The organism is Pseudomonas sp. C27(2019) (assembly GCF_008807395.1).
Lineage (GTDB): Bacteria > Pseudomonadota > Gammaproteobacteria > Pseudomonadales > Pseudomonadaceae > Denitrificimonas.
Map to the genome: position 1 here is coordinate 564,143 of NZ_CP043320.1, position 16,742 is coordinate 580,884.

14 protein-coding genes and 2 pseudogenes are annotated in these 16,742 nt (G+C 46.6%); 7 read left to right on the forward strand and 9 right to left on the reverse strand.

From position 1 onward, the window contains the following. Positions 1 to 600 precede the first annotated feature (600 nt). Positions 601 to 1,491, reverse strand: a complete 891-nt coding sequence (locus FXF61_RS02670; RefSeq protein WP_151185979.1) for a LysR substrate-binding domain-containing protein — start codon at positions 1,489 to 1,491, stop codon at positions 601 to 603. 370 nt (positions 1,492 to 1,861) lie between these two features. Between FXF61_RS02670 and FXF61_RS02675 the strand changes: the two genes are divergently transcribed. The 4 genes from FXF61_RS02675 to FXF61_RS02690 all read left to right on the forward strand — a co-directional run bounded on the left by FXF61_RS02675 (position 1,862) and on the right by FXF61_RS02690 (position 7,506). Then, positions 1,862 to 2,989 carry an S-(hydroxymethyl)glutathione dehydrogenase/class III alcohol dehydrogenase gene (locus FXF61_RS02675; protein ID WP_178087244.1) on the forward strand — a complete coding sequence of 376 codons (1,128 nt, stop codon included), beginning with the start codon at positions 1,862 to 1,864 and terminating at the stop codon, positions 2,987 to 2,989. 614 nt (positions 2,990 to 3,603) lie between these two features. Next, entirely contained in the window at positions 3,604 to 4,881 is a 1,278-nt protein-coding gene (locus FXF61_RS02680) for an EF-hand domain-containing protein (protein ID WP_151183822.1), read from the forward strand. 83 nt (positions 4,882 to 4,964) lie between these two features. After that, positions 4,965 to 5,501 carry a type I restriction-modification enzyme R subunit C-terminal domain-containing protein gene (locus tag FXF61_RS02685; RefSeq protein WP_218571834.1) on the forward strand — a complete coding sequence of 179 codons (537 nt, stop codon included), beginning with the start codon at positions 4,965 to 4,967 and terminating at the stop codon, positions 5,499 to 5,501. 595 nt (positions 5,502 to 6,096) lie between these two features. Beyond that, positions 6,097 to 7,506: a site-specific integrase gene (locus tag FXF61_RS02690; RefSeq protein ID WP_151183824.1), complete on the forward strand. Its 1,410-nt coding sequence runs from the start codon at positions 6,097 to 6,099 to the stop codon at positions 7,504 to 7,506. Between the two features lie 17 nt (positions 7,507 to 7,523). Here FXF61_RS02690 and FXF61_RS02695 read toward each other — a convergent pair. The 6 genes and pseudogenes from FXF61_RS02695 to FXF61_RS02720 all read right to left on the reverse strand — a co-directional run. Then, positions 7,524 to 7,721: pseudogene (locus tag FXF61_RS02695) on the reverse strand (IS5/IS1182 family transposase); the annotation flags it as partial. Positions 7,722 to 7,782: 61 nt separating this feature from the next. Continuing rightward, complete coding sequence (locus FXF61_RS02700; RefSeq protein ID WP_151183825.1) at positions 7,783 to 9,309, reverse strand: IS66 family transposase; 1,527 nt, start codon at positions 9,307 to 9,309, stop codon at positions 7,783 to 7,785. A 113-nt stretch (positions 9,310 to 9,422) separates the two neighbouring features. Then, entirely contained in the window at positions 9,423 to 9,779 is a 357-nt protein-coding gene (tnpB, locus tag FXF61_RS02705; protein ID WP_151183826.1) for an IS66 family insertion sequence element accessory protein TnpB, read from the reverse strand. Beyond that, positions 9,776 to 10,087, reverse strand: a complete 312-nt coding sequence (locus FXF61_RS02710) for a hypothetical protein (protein WP_151183827.1) — start codon at positions 10,085 to 10,087, stop codon at positions 9,776 to 9,778. The genes tnpB and FXF61_RS02710 overlap by 4 nt, the downstream gene beginning before the upstream one ends. Before the next feature lie 77 nt (positions 10,088 to 10,164). Then, positions 10,165 to 10,725, reverse strand: a pseudogene (locus tag FXF61_RS02715) (IS5 family transposase); the annotation flags it as partial. A 282-nt stretch (positions 10,726 to 11,007) separates the two neighbouring features. Beyond that, positions 11,008 to 11,985 carry an IS5 family transposase gene (locus FXF61_RS02720; protein ID WP_151183574.1) on the reverse strand — a complete coding sequence of 326 codons (978 nt, stop codon included), beginning with the start codon at positions 11,983 to 11,985 and terminating at the stop codon, positions 11,008 to 11,010. A 96-nt stretch (positions 11,986 to 12,081) separates the two neighbouring features. On the opposite strand from FXF61_RS02720, the gene FXF61_RS02725 reads away from it, so the two are divergent. Beyond that, complete coding sequence (locus FXF61_RS02725; protein ID WP_151183829.1) at positions 12,082 to 12,837, forward strand: hypothetical protein; 756 nt, start codon at positions 12,082 to 12,084, stop codon at positions 12,835 to 12,837. 70 nt (positions 12,838 to 12,907) lie between these two features. On the opposite strand, the gene FXF61_RS02730 is transcribed toward FXF61_RS02725, so the two are convergent. Next, positions 12,908 to 13,900 (reverse strand): hypothetical protein, encoded by a 993-nt coding sequence (locus FXF61_RS02730; RefSeq protein WP_151183830.1) that lies wholly within the window; start codon positions 13,898 to 13,900, stop codon positions 12,908 to 12,910. A 55-nt stretch (positions 13,901 to 13,955) separates the two neighbouring features. Continuing rightward, positions 13,956 to 14,717: a hypothetical protein gene (locus FXF61_RS02735; RefSeq protein WP_151183831.1), complete on the reverse strand. Its 762-nt coding sequence runs from the start codon at positions 14,715 to 14,717 to the stop codon at positions 13,956 to 13,958. A 286-nt stretch (positions 14,718 to 15,003) separates the two neighbouring features. Here FXF61_RS02735 and umuD point away from each other — a divergent pair, with 286 nt between their 5' ends. Together umuD and umuC are read left to right on the forward strand one after the other, a co-directional pair. Next, a complete protein-coding gene (gene umuD / locus FXF61_RS02740) occupies positions 15,004 to 15,465 on the forward strand; it encodes a translesion error-prone DNA polymerase V autoproteolytic subunit (protein ID WP_151183832.1) in 462 nt (153 codons plus the stop codon). Then, positions 15,462 to 16,733, forward strand: coding sequence for a translesion error-prone DNA polymerase V subunit UmuC (umuC, locus tag FXF61_RS02745; protein ID WP_151183833.1), 1,272 nt, complete (start codon positions 15,462 to 15,464; stop codon positions 16,731 to 16,733). The genes umuD and umuC overlap by 4 nt, the downstream gene beginning before the upstream one ends. Positions 16,734 to 16,742: the final 9 nt, after the last annotated feature.

The window sequence follows — 16,742 nt, forward strand, 5'->3', positions numbered from 1 at the left end:
TTGAGCTATTGGCTACCGCCTAGTTGCAAAATCTAGAGTAAATCGGCGATAGGTATCAGGGTGGTAGAGGCATGCTTATGTTGCTTATCCACAGCTCTGCTCAGAGATAACTTGATGCAATTGTGGCTGCTCGGACGCTAGGGCCAAGACTGGCTTGCTGGGGATTCGCTCGCTTTTTAGTAGGGAGAGTGGGAGCATTGTTCCCGTTAAGAACAGAGGTTTCACTGCTTGTGACCAGATAACTGGTGTTAATTGACGTCGATTGAGGTTGCGGTTGCCTAACTATTTTTCTTTGTATATCAATTAGTTACAGTTAGTGTACAATGGAAGTTGATTAAGGACATCTGGCTCGAACGGCCTGTCACGCCGGGGGTCGCGGGTTCGAGTCCCGTCCACTGCGCCATATTACGAAAACCCGTTAAGCATCAAAACTTAACGGGTTTTTTCGTATCTGAAGGTTAAAAATACGCGCTAGCAAAATCATACTGACAGCTGTGGGTTCGCTTAAGCGACTGCGCAGCATAGTGGTGCTCGCTAGTGTTAGGCGGGCAGATACTGTGCTTGTCATGCCGTATGGGATGGGTGAGCAATTGTTGTTAATTAATAGGCTAGGCCATGCAGCCCTGACAACTCTTCGCCAAGATAATCAATCAGCATTCGCACTTTGGGTAATAGGTTGTGGTTGTGTGGGTAAATGGCCCAAACCCCTTCATCGGGTGCACTGTACTCGTCCAGTAGTGCGACTAGTTGTCCATTGTGGATGTAATTGAGTACATATTCTCCTGGCAGCTGCACAATCCCTAGTCCTTTTAATGCGGCGTCAGCCAAGGCGCGGCCGCTGTTGCAGCGCAAGTTACCGCTGATGTGGATATTGCGTGCTTTGCCTTTTTCTTGAAAACGCCAGTGATCCATCGAGCCCTGCAAGCAATTATGCTGATTGAGCTCTGCTGGTTTTGTCGGCTGGCCATATTCAGCTAGGTAGTTTGGTGCAGCGCAGACATACAGGGTACGTGAGGCGAGACGTTTGGCCATCATGCTGGAGTCCTGTAGTTGGCCCTGGCGAATACCGAGATCATAGCCTTCGGCAATCAAGTCCATTTTCTGATTGCTTAAATGTAGTTCAATCTCAAGCTCAGGGTAGCGGGCGATGAAGTCGTTTATCAGTGGTGCAATGGTCTGTTCGCCATAGGTGACCGGCGCGGTGATCTTGAGCTTGCCTGTGGGTTTACTGTGCAGGTCACTCATCGCATGCTCAGCATCCTGTAAGTCATCCAGCAGTTGTCTGCAACGCTGGTAATAGATAGAGCCCGCCTCGGTAATACTGACTTTGCGGGTGGTGCGCTGTAATAACTTGGTGGCTAAACGAGTTTCCAGTGCACTGACTTGGCGGCTGACATGTGCGGTTGAAATCCCTAGTTTTTTTGCTGCGAGGGTGAAGCTTTCTGTCTCGGCAACGGTAACGAACTCGGCAATACCTTCCCAGTTATACAGCATGCTTAACTCCTACAAAATCTTATGCGTCAGTTGCGGCGCGTGCTAATTTGATCTGTCTGCGCAGCAGCGGCGTGTGCTGATTGATCTTTTATTGATGCACGAGCCATGCGCCGGATAAAGTCTTTTGCACAGTGTTTAAAGTGGTTTGCGTGGTGCGCTTAAAGATGGATTATTGTTACCTGCAGGTAAAAGTAAATTACAAAGCAGGTTGATTATCTTCTCACAGCTAACAACTATAATAACCTCATTGAGCTAAAAAACATCGCCAACCTGCTTGGAAATCATTAACAGGCCGCACAGTGTTTCTATACGACGTTTATCTGTTCTGATGTGACATGACATTATCCGCAATAGAGGAATCAAGCTGATGACACAATCAATTAAATCTAAAGCTGCTATCGCCTGGGGCCCCGGTCAGCCTCTTTCCATCGAAGAAATTGATGTGATGGCGCCGCAAAAAGGTGAGGTTCGGGTGCGTATTGTGGCCAGTGGTGTTTGCCATACTGATGCGTTCACTTTGTCTGGCGATGACCCAGAAGGTGTTTTTCCTTGTGTGCTAGGTCACGAGGGCGGCGGTATTGTTGAATCCATTGGAGAAGGTGTTACTAGCGTGCAAGTGGGTGATCATGTCATCCCTTTGTACACGCCTGAATGTGGTGAGTGTAAGTTCTGCCTGTCTGGAAAAACCAACCTGTGTCAAAAGATTCGGGAAACCCAAGGTCAAGGCTTGATGCCAGATGGCACCACGCGCTTCCATAAAGACGGTCAGCCAATTTATCACTACATGGGCTGTTCAACCTTTTCTGAGTACACGGTTTTGCCGGAAATCTCGCTGGCCAAGGTCAATCCTGAAGCGCCGCTTGAAGAGGTGTGCTTGTTGGGTTGTGGCGTGACCACAGGCATGGGCGCCGTGATGAATACGGCCAAAGTGGAAGAAGGCGCTACAGTAGCTATTTTTGGCCTCGGTGGTATTGGCCTGTCAGCCATTATCGGCGCAACAATGGCCAAGGCCAGTCGCATCATTGCTATTGATATCAATGAAAGCAAGTTCGACTTAGCGCGCCAGTTGGGTGCCACTGACTGCATTAACCCGCAAACGTTTGATAAGCCGATTCAGGATGTGATCGTTGAGTTGACCGATGGCGGTGTTGACTATTCATTTGAGTGTATTGGTAACGTGAATGTCATGCGCTCGGCGCTTGAGTGCTGCCATAAAGGTTGGGGCGAGTCAGTGATTATTGGTGTGGCTGGTGCGGGGCAGGAGATCAGTACGCGACCATTTCAGTTAGTGACCGGCCGCGTATGGCGCGGTTCTGCTTTTGGTGGTGTTAAAGGTCGTTCTGAGTTGCCGGATTATGTCGAGCGCTATTTGCAAGGTGAGTTTAAGTTAGATCACTTCATTACTCACACGATGGGGTTGGCTGATATCAATCAAGCCTTTGACCTGATGCATGAAGGCAAAAGCATTCGTACAGTCATCCACTTTGATAAGTAAATACTTAAGCAAGCGCTGAATAATTACCTGTGTTGTCAGGGCGGTGTTAAAGAACGGTTCACAATCGTTAGATTAAACGTGCTTTAGCACAGCCCCAAAGGGGTGAGCGAAGCGAATAAAATGCTCATTTACTATGTGTAAACTGCGCTTTTTCGCTGACTTGACTCGCTAGCGCTCGCCCTTCGGGTCAGTCTTTGGCTGTTACTCCCGTTGGTCGTTGCGCCTAACCCTGACTGCTTCGCCAAGATTATTCAGTGCTTCCTCAAATCTTCGTGTTTCTAATTATTTTAAATAATAGATAGCCAGTTCTGGCTGTCTTCTGTGTTTTAAAGTCTCTTAAAAGTGCCGTTGCTTACGTTGAGTAGGCGTTAAACCTAGGGCGTTCGGGTGACGTGATCTCTGTTAGTGCAATCACGCTGTGCGTGCGCTTGGCAGTCCATTTTGTTTGGTGGCTGCAAGCTAAGGCAGCGGATAGATTTATGCGCCGCGCATGTCTTTTTCATCACGCCTAATACAGCGATAGTCAAAGTGTGCTATACTTGAGTTAAGTTTAAAAGTCAAGATATGTGGGGCAGGCTTTTTTGTGCTCTATGTATTTTATTTAGGAGTAGTTTATGAATACGTTTAAAGGATTAATGAAGCCTCTTTTAGTGAGCGTGCTCGCCGTATCTGCTGGTTATGCGTTTGCCGTTGACCCAGCTGCAGGTATGGGGGTTGAGGGTATGCATGGGGAGGGTGTCCCTGCTTTTGATGATTTTGATCTAGATGGCGACAAAGCTATTAGCAAGGAAGAGTTTACTAAGGCCCGTACATCAAAAATCAGTGAGCGTGCTGCGCAGGGTCGCCAAATGCGAGGATTAGCAGATATTGTCTCGTTTGAAGAAATTGATACCAATAATGATGGCTTAATTTCGCCAGAAGAATTTGCAGCCGCAACAAAGAAAATGCAAGAGCAAAAGCAAGGCGAGCGTATGAATCAACGTGGCGCTATGGGCCAAGGCCAAGGCATGAACCAAGGGCAAGGTCGTGGCCAAGGCCAAGGCATGAACCAAGGGCAAGGTCGTGGCCAAGGCCAAGGCATGAACCAAGGGCAAGGTCGTGGCCAAGGCCAAGGCATGAACCAAGGGCAAGGTCGTGGCCAAGGTCAAGGCATGAACCAGGGCCAAGGTCGTGGTCAAGGTCAAGGCATGAATCAGGGTCAAGGCATGGGTCGCGGTGGTGCACAGCAAAATGCAATGCCATCCTTTGCTGACTTTGATCTAAACAATGATGGAAAGATCAGTGAAAAAGAATTCACTGAAGCGCGTACCGCACGAATTAGTGAGCGTGCTACAGAAGGTCGCCAAATGCGAGGCCTCGCGGATGCCGCTTCGTTTGCTGATATCGATACCAATAATGATGGTTCAATTTCGCCAGAAGAATTTGCAGCCGCAACAAAGAAAATGCAAGAGCAAAAGCAAGGCGAGCGTATGAATCAACGTGGCGCTATGGGCCAAGGCCAAGGCATGAACCAAGGGCAAGGTCGTGGCCAAGGCCAAGGCATGAACCAAGGCCAAGGTCGTGGTCAAGGTCAAGGCATGAATCAGGGCCAAGGTCGTGGCCAAGGTCAAGGCATGAATCAGGGTCAAGGCATGGGTCGCGGTGGTGCACAGCAAAATGCAATGCCATCCTTTGCTGACTTTGATCTAAACAATGATGGAAAGATCAGTGAAAAAGAATTCACTGAAGCGCGTACCGCACGAATTAGTGAGCGTGCTACAGAAGGTCGCCAAATGCGAGGCCTCGCGGATGCCGCTTCGTTTGCTGATATCGATACCAATAATGATGGTTCAATTTCGCCAGAAGAATTTGAGGCGTATCAGCAAATGCATCGCCAAAATATGGGTCGCTAAGCTAGGATTACCCCAGTCACTTAGCGAGTCGCGAGCTGGCTGGAACAAACAAGCAGACACAGCGCAGGAGTGATACCTGCGCTGTGTCTGCTTTAACGCAATTATTAAGCAAGCGGGCTCGCGCTCTCCCTTCAAATGATCTCTTTATCGAGCGGATGTTTGGCGATCTGCCGCAGTTCTTTAGCGATGAAGATCAGCTACGTGCAATATGGAGCGATCCAACCACACGTGAAAAGCTGCTGGAAGACTTAGCTGAAGCGGGTTATGACGATGAGAAACTGAACAGCATGAAAGAGCTGATTGATGCCAGAGACAGCGATGTGTATGACGTGCTGGCGTATGTCGCTTACACCGCGCAAACCCGCACCCGCGGTGAGCGTGCGCAGCGTGCCAAGCCGCTTATCAAGAAAGCCTTTGCCAACTATAAGCAGCATGAGTTTGTCGATTTTATTCTGGAGAAGTACGTTGCCGATGGTGTGAATGAGTTAGCTGCTAAAAAAATACGCAGTCTGATTGAGTTGAAATACAACACCATCAGTGATGCTGCAAGCGAGCTCGGTTCAACGGCGGTAATTCGTGAAACCTTTATTGGTTTTCAACAGTATTTGTATAGCGAGTAGGTTGTAAGCCTTTCTAATAACTAGGGATTTGGAATCTCATTTAGTGGTTTAGAGCGTTTTAGCTGATGACTGTCTCAATGCAGTAGTGTTCTGAAGCTCATTCCGTAAGATGCATAAGGTTGGTGGCTGCTGCATGATCATAATGATGCGCGCTTTGCAATTTCACCAATAAGCTTCGTGCGAACATTGCTCTCCCAGTAATAGAGTTGAGTCTGTCACGGCATTAGCGGTGGGTAGATTGAGGGTGAAAGCTGTCTAGCAGGATTCCCTGTATAGCCCAGTGTCTAGTCTAGAAAAAACAAACACTTAGATTAAAAAAGGCTTACGCCGGTCTGACGTAAGCCTTTAGTTTTACTAGGGTAATTTGGTCGGGACGGAGTGATTCGAACACTCTACCCCTTGCACCCCATGCTTTTAATGAATGGACGGTGCTGGAAGGTGGTGGACAAGAAGTAGGCCTTCAAGCTATTGTTTTTGCCGGGTTTAATGGTGATTTACTATCCTTTGGTGTCCAGTTGCATCCAGTGAGAACAAGTTTCTTCTATGGGGTAAAAATGGGGTAAAATTCAGCAATCAAAATACTAAGGTTTTTAGAATGGCTAGAGTCACTGTGAAAATGCTTGAGGCATTTACACCTACTGAGCATGGAAAAGTTTTCCGTGAAAATGGTGGTCTTGTTGGTAAGGTTCGTGCTGGGGTGAAAGGGGTCACTGTTTTATTTCGTTATGAGTTTTCTCTTGGTGGTAAAAAAAATGATTATGCCTTGGGTTCGTGGCCTAAAAGTACACTGGCTGATATTAGAGCTAAGCGCGATCAAGCTCGGGTTAGTGTAGCTCAAGGAGTGGATCCAGGTGCTGCTAACAAAGCAGCCCGTATTGAGGCAAAAGCTGCAATTGCTTCGACTATAGCTCAGGAAGCGTTGGAAGCTTCAGAAAGTCTTACTGTAGCCGATATGTTTACTGCTTGGGTTCGAGATGGCGTATCTAGAAAAGATGATAATTTAGAATTGAAGCGCAGGTTTGAAAAGGATGTATTACCAGCAATAGGGAAAACGGTAGTCAAAGAGTTGACTGAAGCAGACTTGTTAACGCTATTACGCCGAGTTAAATCCAGGGGCGTAAAAGATGATCCTCAGCGGAACATGAACCGTTCTCTGGAGATACTTCACAGCGATATAGGCCAAATGCTGCGCTGGGCTGAAAAGCGTCAGCCTTGGCGTATGTTGATGGCTCAGCATGGTAATCCTGCTGACCTTATTGATATTACTACCTTATTGGATGACGACTATCAGACTGAGCGTGACCGTGTTTTAACTGAGGCAGAAATTAGAGAGCTTAAAAATAGATTTCAGCAGCTTGAGGACGATTACATATCTTTATCGCCTGGACAGAAATACTCTGGCATAAGGCCTGTTAATACACGAACTCAGTGTGCGCTATGGATTTGCTTGTCTACTCTTTGTCGTATCGGTGAGTTGCTAATGAGTCGTTGGGAGGATGTCGATCTTCAAGCTGGAACATGGTTTATACCTGCAACAAATACTAAAGCGCATAAGGGTAAAAAGCAGGAGCATCATATAGTCCTCTCTCCGTTTGCAGTGCAACAGTTTAAACGTCTCTTTGCAGAAACGGGGCATACTGATTACTGCTTTCCATCGCGGGATGCTGAGAGTCATGTTTGTGTTAAAACTGTGTCCAAGCTTGTAGGCGACAGGCAAGTTCGGTTCAAAAAGCGCAGCAAGCCTTTGTCTGGTCGTCATCATAATGACAGTCTAATTTTATCTGGTGGCAAGAATGGCGGCTGGACGCCTCATGATCTTAGGCGTACTGGAGCTACTATGATGCAAGAGCTGCAGGTTCCTCTTGACGTTATCGATCGTTGCCAGAATCATGTCATGGAGGGCTCTAAGGTGCGCAGGCACTACTTAAAATATAATTATGCAGAGGAGAAATCTGCTGCATGGTTGGCTTTAGGAAAGCGCTTAGAGGAGATTCTTAAAAGTTAGGGTCTGTTGACGTTTCATTACATTGGCAGCCATAACAACCCACAAGCCATGGCAACGGTGCTTTGATAATTACGTTTTAACTTATCATATCGCGTTGCCAGACCTCGAAATTTCTTCAAGCGCGCAAACGCATTTTCAACTAGATGACGATCACGGTACAGCGACCAATTCATATCCCCATTGCCCGCGACTGAGTTTGATCTTCTTGGTATAACGTAAGCGTAACAACACCCACACCTAGCACAACTGCGATCATTCGTTAGAGCATGCCGATGCTTAGCTAAGCTTGATATTCCAAGGCGAAAGCGTATCGATATCAGCAGCGCTGGTATGCGGTAGTTGTTCGAACAACGCTTGAAGATATACAGCAGGTTGCAGGTCGTTGGCTTTGGCTGTTTCAACGAGACTATAAAGAATAGCACTGGCTTTGGCGCCGCTGCGGGTGTTGGAGAACAACCAGTTTTTACGGCCAATCACAAAAGGTTTAATCGCACGCTCAGCACGATTGTTGTCGATGCTAACCAGCCCATGCTCAAGATAAGCCGTCAGTTTGTTCCATTGGTTCAAGCTGTATTGCAGTGCTACACCAATGGCTGTTTTTGGTGGCACTTGCAGCACTGTTTTATCCAGCCAAGCCTTGAGCTGCTGCATAATCGGCGCAGACTGTTCTTGCCTCACCTGTCGTTTATGTTCAGGCGTTGCATCGGCGATTGATGTTTCAATGCCATACAGTTTTTGAATCAAGTTGAGTGCTTGGTCAGCACGCCCTGTTTTGCCTTTAGGTTGAACCGCTTTAGCTTCAATAAACTTGCGCCGAGCATGCGCCCAACAGCCAACTAATGTGGCTTCAGTATGGTTATAACCGGCATAACCGTCGACTTGCAGCAAGCCGGTGTAGCCTTGCAAAAAGGTCTCAGGACAAGCGCTTGCACGTCCATCCTGATAGTCATACAGAACAATATTGGGCGGGCCATCGGCTGATTTTTTATCGGCGCCACAGCCATAAACCCACATATAACACTGCGACTTTTCAGTTTCGATCACTTTTACTGGCGTGTCATCGGACCAGATGGCTGGCTGCTTCAGTATTTGTTGATGCCAGTGCTCATACAGCAGTTCAAGCTGCTCACTGAGCTTGACCAACCATCGACTCATGGTCTGTCGATGCAGCTCAATACCAAAGCTTTTGAATAATGCTTCTTGACGATACAAGGGCAAGCCAAACTGGTACTTAGCGCTGATAATTTGTGCCAGTAACGTCGGTGTAGCGATGCTCTTAGGCAAAATACTCGCTGGAACGGGTGCGATTTTAATCTGGGTTTGTGTTGCGTTTTTCTCGCAGCAACGGCAGCTGTATTTAGGGCGAATATGGCGGATGACTTTAACGGTCGCAGGGATAAATTCCAGTTTCTCGCTGACCTCTTCACCCATGCGGTGTAAATCATTACCGCAGTCGTTGCACACTTTATCCGCGGCAGGAATGTCGTGAACAACGTCTTCGCGAGGTAGTTCTGCAGCTAAACTTGGGCGACGGGTTTTCTTGCGGGTGTAGGTGATGGTTTCATCTGCAGCGATTTCTTCTTCGCTGGGCGCAAGCAGCTCTTCTGCTTCGTTAAACAACTCACCTTGACCTGGATAACCTTCGCTACTGGCAGCAAAACGCTGCTTGAGTGAGAGCTGCCATTTTTCAAGCGTCTCATAGTACAGCTGCTGATACTTTTTAGACTCGCCCTGCAATGACAAAACGAGTGCTTTTAAGCTCTCGATATCATCAGGCAAGGTGGTTGAGTCAGTCGTTTTCATGGCGTTTATTTTACTATAAAGCGTCTGCAAAAGCCTTTAAAAACAACCATTTAATTAGACGTAACAGCTATAGATACAATCTTTTTATGCCAATCCAGTAGCGCTTGTTTTTCTCAGTAAGTGCTACTGAACTGTAGCGGCTTATGGCCTTTCATTCGCTCAATATCCAGCCCCTCAAGCAGCCAACTCCATTGGCGCTCAGACAATGTCAGTACTTCACCGCGCATCTGTTTTGGCCATTTGAATGTGTCTTTTTCAAGACGCTTATACCACAGGCAAAAACCTGTTTGATCCCAGTACAAGACTTTAACTTTATCGCGCTGACGATTACAAAATACAAACAGTGCGCCGCTGAAGGCTGATAACCGCATGTGCTCTTCAACGATCACACAAAGCCCATTGATACTTTTGCGAAAATCCACCGACTGCTTATGCAAGTAAATGGCCGGAGGCTCAACAAACATCTTCATACCGACAGCGCTTTGATTAAACCCGCAAGCCAGCGAGGATCAACCGACAAAGGCAAAGTGAGTTCAGTTTGCTGAAAGTTCAACGTCAGTGATGCAGCTAAATTAACCGCTGGCGTGCTCATCGATTGAGCCTGCACCTGCACAAAAGCAGACTCAGAGTGAGTATTTAATAACTCACTGCGGCGCTTGTTAAAATACTTAGGATTGAGCTTAAGCGCAGCGCAGAACTCGACCTGGGTTTGCCCGCTGCGCTCAAAAGCTTCAATTAACTCTAACCACTGCGCTGTGTTGCGATATTGGCGGCTCATACATCACCTCGTTTATTAAAACGGGTAAGCTATGGCATCAGAAAAGCGTTGGCTATGTGGGGTTGTTGTTACGCTTACGGTATAACCGCATCAGCGCCTTTGCTTTTAATCTGCTCACGAATCTTTCCGCTATCATAGCCTTTGTCCGCTACTATCGCGGTCGTAGGTGGTAACTTTTCAATCAGTTCGCTTGCTGCAGTGCTGTCATGAATCTCGCCACCCGTCACTGTAAATTCAATGGGTAAGCCGTAACTATCAACAGCTAAATGAATTTTAGTTGTATTTCCTGCACGGCTTTTACCGATTGCTTGTGGCTCAACACCTTGGGCGCCTGCGCTATGTTGATGGGCTTTAACATAGCTGCCATCGATAAATATCCACTCCGTATCAGGCTCTTGGGTAAGCGTTTTAAACAGCGTGAGCCATTTACCTTTTTTTGACCACTCATTAAATTTTTTGTAGACCGAATTCCATCGTCCAAAACAAGTAGGTAAGTCTCGCCACGCACAGCCAACACGTAGCCGGTAAAGCATTCCTTCAGCAACCATGCGTAAGTCATACTTGTTATAAATATTTTTTTGAAGGATCATTCCTTTTAGCTTCGACCAGTGCTCATCGCTGAGCATTAATCGGGGCATAGCAAACTCGTTTTGTTTTTGTGTAGGAACTTAAATATTACGAGTTTGCTTCTTTTTTTCAATGACTTACGGGCAAACGTCAACAGGCCCTAGGCTCTTGTCATGCTGTAAGTAGAGGAATGGTTAAGGAAACGCTGAATAAAACCAATCAAACCAGCCAATCCATGCGGATTTAAAATTCAGCTCTTAAATTTCAACTTCAGGGCCATAAATAACCTTTTTATCAGCAGTTTTACCCGTTTTTGCTGCTTTTACCGGCAGCTTACCGGTTTTTAGGCGGATTTATCCCGCCAACGGCATACATCGCTTCGACAAGAACAGGTTTGCCAAGGCAAACAGGCTATAGAGATGGGCTGTGTTTTTCGCCAAGCCACGGTAGCGAGTCTTGCGGTGACCAAAGTGCACTTTGACCCAGTAAAAGGGATGCTCAACCTTAGCGCGTATCCGGCTCTTTAATTTTTCGATTTTGTCAGCCAGTTGACCTTCTTCTGTGCCGCTATCGCGCAGCTTTCGACGCTTTCCATGGCGCATGGCTACCACCCACTCCACATCTTTATCCTTATTTTCTTCCCGTTTGTCAGCCCCCAGATAACCAGAATCACCGTATACCTGCTGTTCCTCGCCGTGTAGCAAAGCATGAGCTTGGTTCACGTCGTGCACGTTGGCCGCAGTGGTGACCAGTGTGTGCACCAAACCGCTAGCCGCATCAACACCGATGTGAGCTTTCATGCCAAAGTAATACTGATTGCCTTTCTTAGTGGAGCGCATTTGCGGATCACGGCTTTTACTCTTATTCTTGGTGGAAGGTGGTGCGGCAATAATTGTAGCGTCAACCACCGTGCCTTCCTTGAGGTACAAGCCCTTGCTCGCCAGTTGGTAATTGACCGCAGCAAAAATTTGTTGAGTCAAGCTGTGAGTTTCCAGCAGACGACGAAAACGCAACAAAGTGGTCGCATCCGGCACGGCATCACGCCCAAGATCAATATCCATAAACAGCTGAATTGCTGCGCTGTCATAAACGGCATCCTCAGTTCCTTCATCGGAAAACCCCATGACCTGCTGTAGGATGTACATACGTAACATGCGAGAAAGCCCCATAGTCGGACGACCTCGTTTGCCGTCAGATTTCGGATAGTACGGCTCAATCACTGATTCCAGAACAGACCAAGGCACCAGAGTTTCCAGGTCCATCAACAGTCGATCCCTACGGGTTTGCTTCTTTTTGCTGACGAACTCGGCTTCGGCGAAAGTGATTTGCATGACTGTGGACTCGATACTAATTACGGATTGGACTATTTTACCAAAGGCTGCAGCCCGCTTGGGGTTTGTTCAGTGTTTCCTTAAGTAATGAGTTCAATGCAAACTATGTTAGATGCTTTTGATGCAATGAGTCTGCTTGCTAGTTTAATTGGGCGTGATGTCAGGCCAAAAAGCTTTATTAGATTTTTGCAGACGTACAAAGTTGATTCTTACATTTGCTCAGAAAGACTTTGTTTCACTCTGCAAAAACATAAGCTAAAAAATAAATTATCGATTGCTCAATTAGATGCAAAAGATGGTGAGGAATATACCCTAGGATCTTCGGCTATTTTATGCTCGAATAATGAAATGACAGTGTTAACTGATGATGGTTTTGAAGTTGAGTTTTCCAAGGGAACATTTCAGAAGGTATTTCACTGCTCGGTAATCTATTACCCTGACAAGTTTAGGCTTCTAAGCTTATGTAATCCAGATCTTGAGGGGGTCAGTACTATAGGGGAACTGGTTAGATGGAGATCGCCAGAGCTTCTTTCCGATATACTTGAGCCCGTTTTTCAAGAGGCAGATATTCACGACGCCGCAAAGAAAATAAAAAAGGGGGCAACTAGCAACAATAAAAAAATTAAATTATTTAAGTACCAGGTAAGGCAGTCGTTAATTTTGGAGGCTATTAGAGAGTTAGGTTATGATCCAAAGAATATGCCACCACATGAAAAAGGCAAGTCTGGTATTAAGTCCGTGGTTAGGGGTAAGCTAAAAAAAGAACTTATTTTTAAAGGAGAGCATGCCTTTGACGGGGCTTGGGCTCAATTGCTTAAATCTAAGGATATTGTAGAAGTTAAGGTCTTATAACCATTGGATTGTGTCCATTAAACATTATCCAATGGTTGTCTTAATCGCCTCAACATCAGTTACTGGGTGCTTACTGATTATCTGCTTCCTCAACCGCAAACAGCTTTATTTCACCCTTATGCACCATAAACGGGAAGGGGTTGATAAGTTCTGGGTGCGCTTTAATTTGCTCCGAAGTTAAATATTTGGGTGCAGAAACGTAGTGAACTGACCAATCAGGCTGGTACTTAGTAAGCCAGCGCAACTCATTAAAATCACGGGCTATAACATAATATTCTTTATTCTCGCGCTTGAGGTTTAACGCCATAACCAGCATAGCGCGTTTTAGCTTGTCCTTTGGCTTGAATAAATAGGCTTGGTACGGCTGCCCTGTAATTTCTTTTGGAGCTGTGACAGTTTTTACTTCTGGCATTCTTGTCGTGATTGCAAAAACACATGCTCTGCTGTTTTTACCTCCCTCCTTGCACATATCACCAAAATTTCTGACTGTGATTACAGTGTTGTGAAAAGCAGGCTGCCAAGGTAAAAACTGAATATCTAAATCATCATCACGCGATGGAACCATGCCGCGCTCAGTAATGCTGCGCATCACACCCTCTACGCGCATCTCGTGAAACTTATCCATGGCATCTTTAGCAGAGCTGGCTTGGTCTACTGGGAACCAAGCAACAGTGGTGTCTTGGTGCATGAGTAATGTAGGCGGGCCTGATAACGAACCAAGTAGCAAGTCTACAGCCATAAAGCCGTTCATGCCTGACGATCCGAACGAGCTAGGAAATGCCATCATGCCGCCGGCTACACCCACGCCAAGCAAATCAGTTGATGCCTGCTCTAGGTTTTGAGTCTCACCCTTAGCCACCTCAATATCCTTGATATGTAGCTGTGAAGTTTTTGGTGGGTTGATGTCACTCAATACGGACACGTTGTAAGCAAAGCTTTTGCTCGGCTCAAAAGTTTGCACCAGCGGCTCTTTTCCACCCGACAAGCTGGCACAGCCTGCAGTTACCATAGCGGCTAAAATAGCTGATGAAAATCCTAATTGTTTAATAGTCCTTGCAAACATAACGTCCACCTAATGGGTTAATTTCAATAATCCAAAATCGTTTCCAGCAGTGTAATTACACATCTCGGTAATAGCTGGTAACCAAAATGCCTGGAGCGTTTTCCCGGCGCAAAATTGTAACGTGCAAATTTGACTCGGGATTGCGCCAAACTTCAAGGTTATCATCGCCGTACTTGGCTAACTTATGCTTTAAAACACTTTCAGGCAGAGTTGTTTTACGGAAGCTGTAAGCTCTGTTTGATGTCATAGCATTAAAAAAAGAACGCTCTGGATTGGCCACAGGATCACGATTTCTTTCATTCAGTCGGGCTTCGTATTGCTCAATAGCATGCCGAGTTATGTAAAGCGGCCCCATTGGAGTTTCCCAGAGTTCTTGGGGGATAAGGTTGCCATTGTCGCTTGCATCAATACTGTCAAGTTGTTGGGTGTCAGAGCTACCAAACAGTGGGTCGGTGTACTGTTGCTTCATCACTTTGATCTGCACACCAAACATCGGACCAGTTAAAAAAAGACCGTATGGGACAATATGTTCCTTGGCGCTTCGTCCTTGCGCGATTTTCTTGATCGCACCGGAAAATACATGTAGCTCATAGCCCTTGCCACTGATTGGTTTGCGACCAAATATCTGTCGGGTAAAAAGCAAGTGCCTTGTGGTGATTAGCTCGGCAATCAGCGCCTGATCGCGGGACTCACTACTGAATTGAACGGTAACAATGCCATGATTTTTCAGGCCGGTAGACCAGTGCACATTGATGTTATTTAAAGTGTCGGTCACCACGGGTACGGTACTCAGTGTCATCACTTCATTCTCTCCCAAGTTTTGCCAGCAGACCCTGACGGGTGCTTATGCTGCGTTAATTCCTGATGACTAAGTTATGACAGATTTTGATTGGCGCAAGTGTCAGAAACCTGGCCTAAAGCGCTTTAAGTGCTTGATTGGCGTAGGTCATGCAGTACGGTTACTCACTTACTCACTTACTCACTTACTCACTTACTCACTTACTCAGATGAGTGATTGATGCGATAAAGACTTTGCAGGGATCGCATTGCATGCCTATAATTTAACTGTTTTTATATACAGTATTATTCATCGGTGCAAAATTATGTATGTTTCAGTGATTGGCAAAAGTTGCAGTTCCACCTATATCGCTGACAAGAAGCTGGCTATCCCGCTTTTCCTTGATCGCGTTCCAGCCGGTTTTCCATCGCCAGCGCAAGATTATGTTGAGAGAGCACTTGATCTTAATGAGCTGTGCATCAAGCATCCTGCGGCAACGTTTTTTGTCAGGGTTGAAGGTGATTCAATGATTGAAGCAGGCATTTATCCCAATGACGTTCTGGTGGTTGATCGCTCTGTTAGAGCAGAGCATGGTGATATTGTTATTGCCGGTTTTCATGGCGAACTGACTGTTAAAGAGCTTGAACTCAAGCCAGTGACGCGCTTGATACCCCGTAATAAAGCCTACCCAGCCATTGATGTGCCAGAAGGGTGCGAGCTGGATATCTTTGGTGTTGTCACCAGTGTCGTACGTAACATGCGGCGTAAGTCATCAGCCAAGCCATGAGCACTGTATTTGCACTCGTAGACTGCAATAACTTCTATGCCAGTTGCGAAAAACTGTTCCGTCCAGATTTAAAAAACGCCCCGCTGGTAGTGTTGTCCAACAACGACGGCTGTGTGGTGGCTCGCTCAAAAGAAGCCAAAGCGCTGGGCATTAAAATGGCTGTGCCTGTCTTTCAAATTCAGGAACAAATCCAACAGCACGACATCCAGTTGTTTTCCTCAAATTACGCCCTGTATGCAGACCTTAGTTGTCGTGTCATGACAATCTTGGAAGGATTAGCCCCTAGGGTTGAGGTGTATTCGATTGATGAGGCGTTTTTAGATTTAAGCGGTTTAGGCTCAACTGTGTCGCTGCTAGAGTTTGGTCAAAACATTAAAGAGACAGTTGTTCAATGGGTTGGACTGAGTGTGTGCGTAGGTATAGCACCCACCAAAACGCTGGCAAAGCTGGCTAACCACGCAGCAAAGAAATACCCCGCCACAGGTGGCGTTGTTGACCTGACCAGTCGAGAGCGGCAACAGAAACTCCTAGCGATTACACCGGTTACTGATGTTTGGGGTGTTGGGCGTAGGCTTGGCAAGCGCCTTGAAATGATGGGCATTAAAACAGCATCGGATTTGTCTAAATGTTCTCCTGTAACAATCCGTAATTCATTTTCCATTGTGCTTGAGCGCACTGTGCGCGAGCTAAACGGTGAATCCTGCTTAGACCTAGAAGAACTGCCGCCAACCAAGCAGCAGATCATGTGCAGCCGTTCATTTGGTAGCAGAATTACAACCCTTGAGCAGATGAGCGAGGCTATCGCGCAATACACAGCACGCGCGGCTGAAAAGCTCCGACAGGAGAATCAACAAGCCAAGATACTGACTGTTTTTGTCCAGACGAGTCAATTTAAAGAAAGCCAAGAGGCTTACAGTAACTCGGCTACAGGCGAGCTTGTACTGCCGAGCAATGACACCCGGGAATTAAATGTACTGGCTATGCAGTTGTTAAAACGAGTCTGGAGAGAAGGGTACAGCTACAGCAAAGGTGGGGTCATGCTGTCTGATTTCTATAATAACGATACCTATCAGCCGGGACTTTTTGATGACGTGGAAAAGCGTCCTAACAGTACAAAGCTTATGTCCGTACTGGACGAAATCAACCAAAGCGGTCTGGGCAAGGTGTTTCTAGCTCGGCAAGGAATGAGTAACAGTTGGCAAATGAAGCGTGAGCACCTTTCTCCAGCGTATACAACCCGCTGGGCTGATTTGCCGAGGGTTAATTAGTGAGGAAAC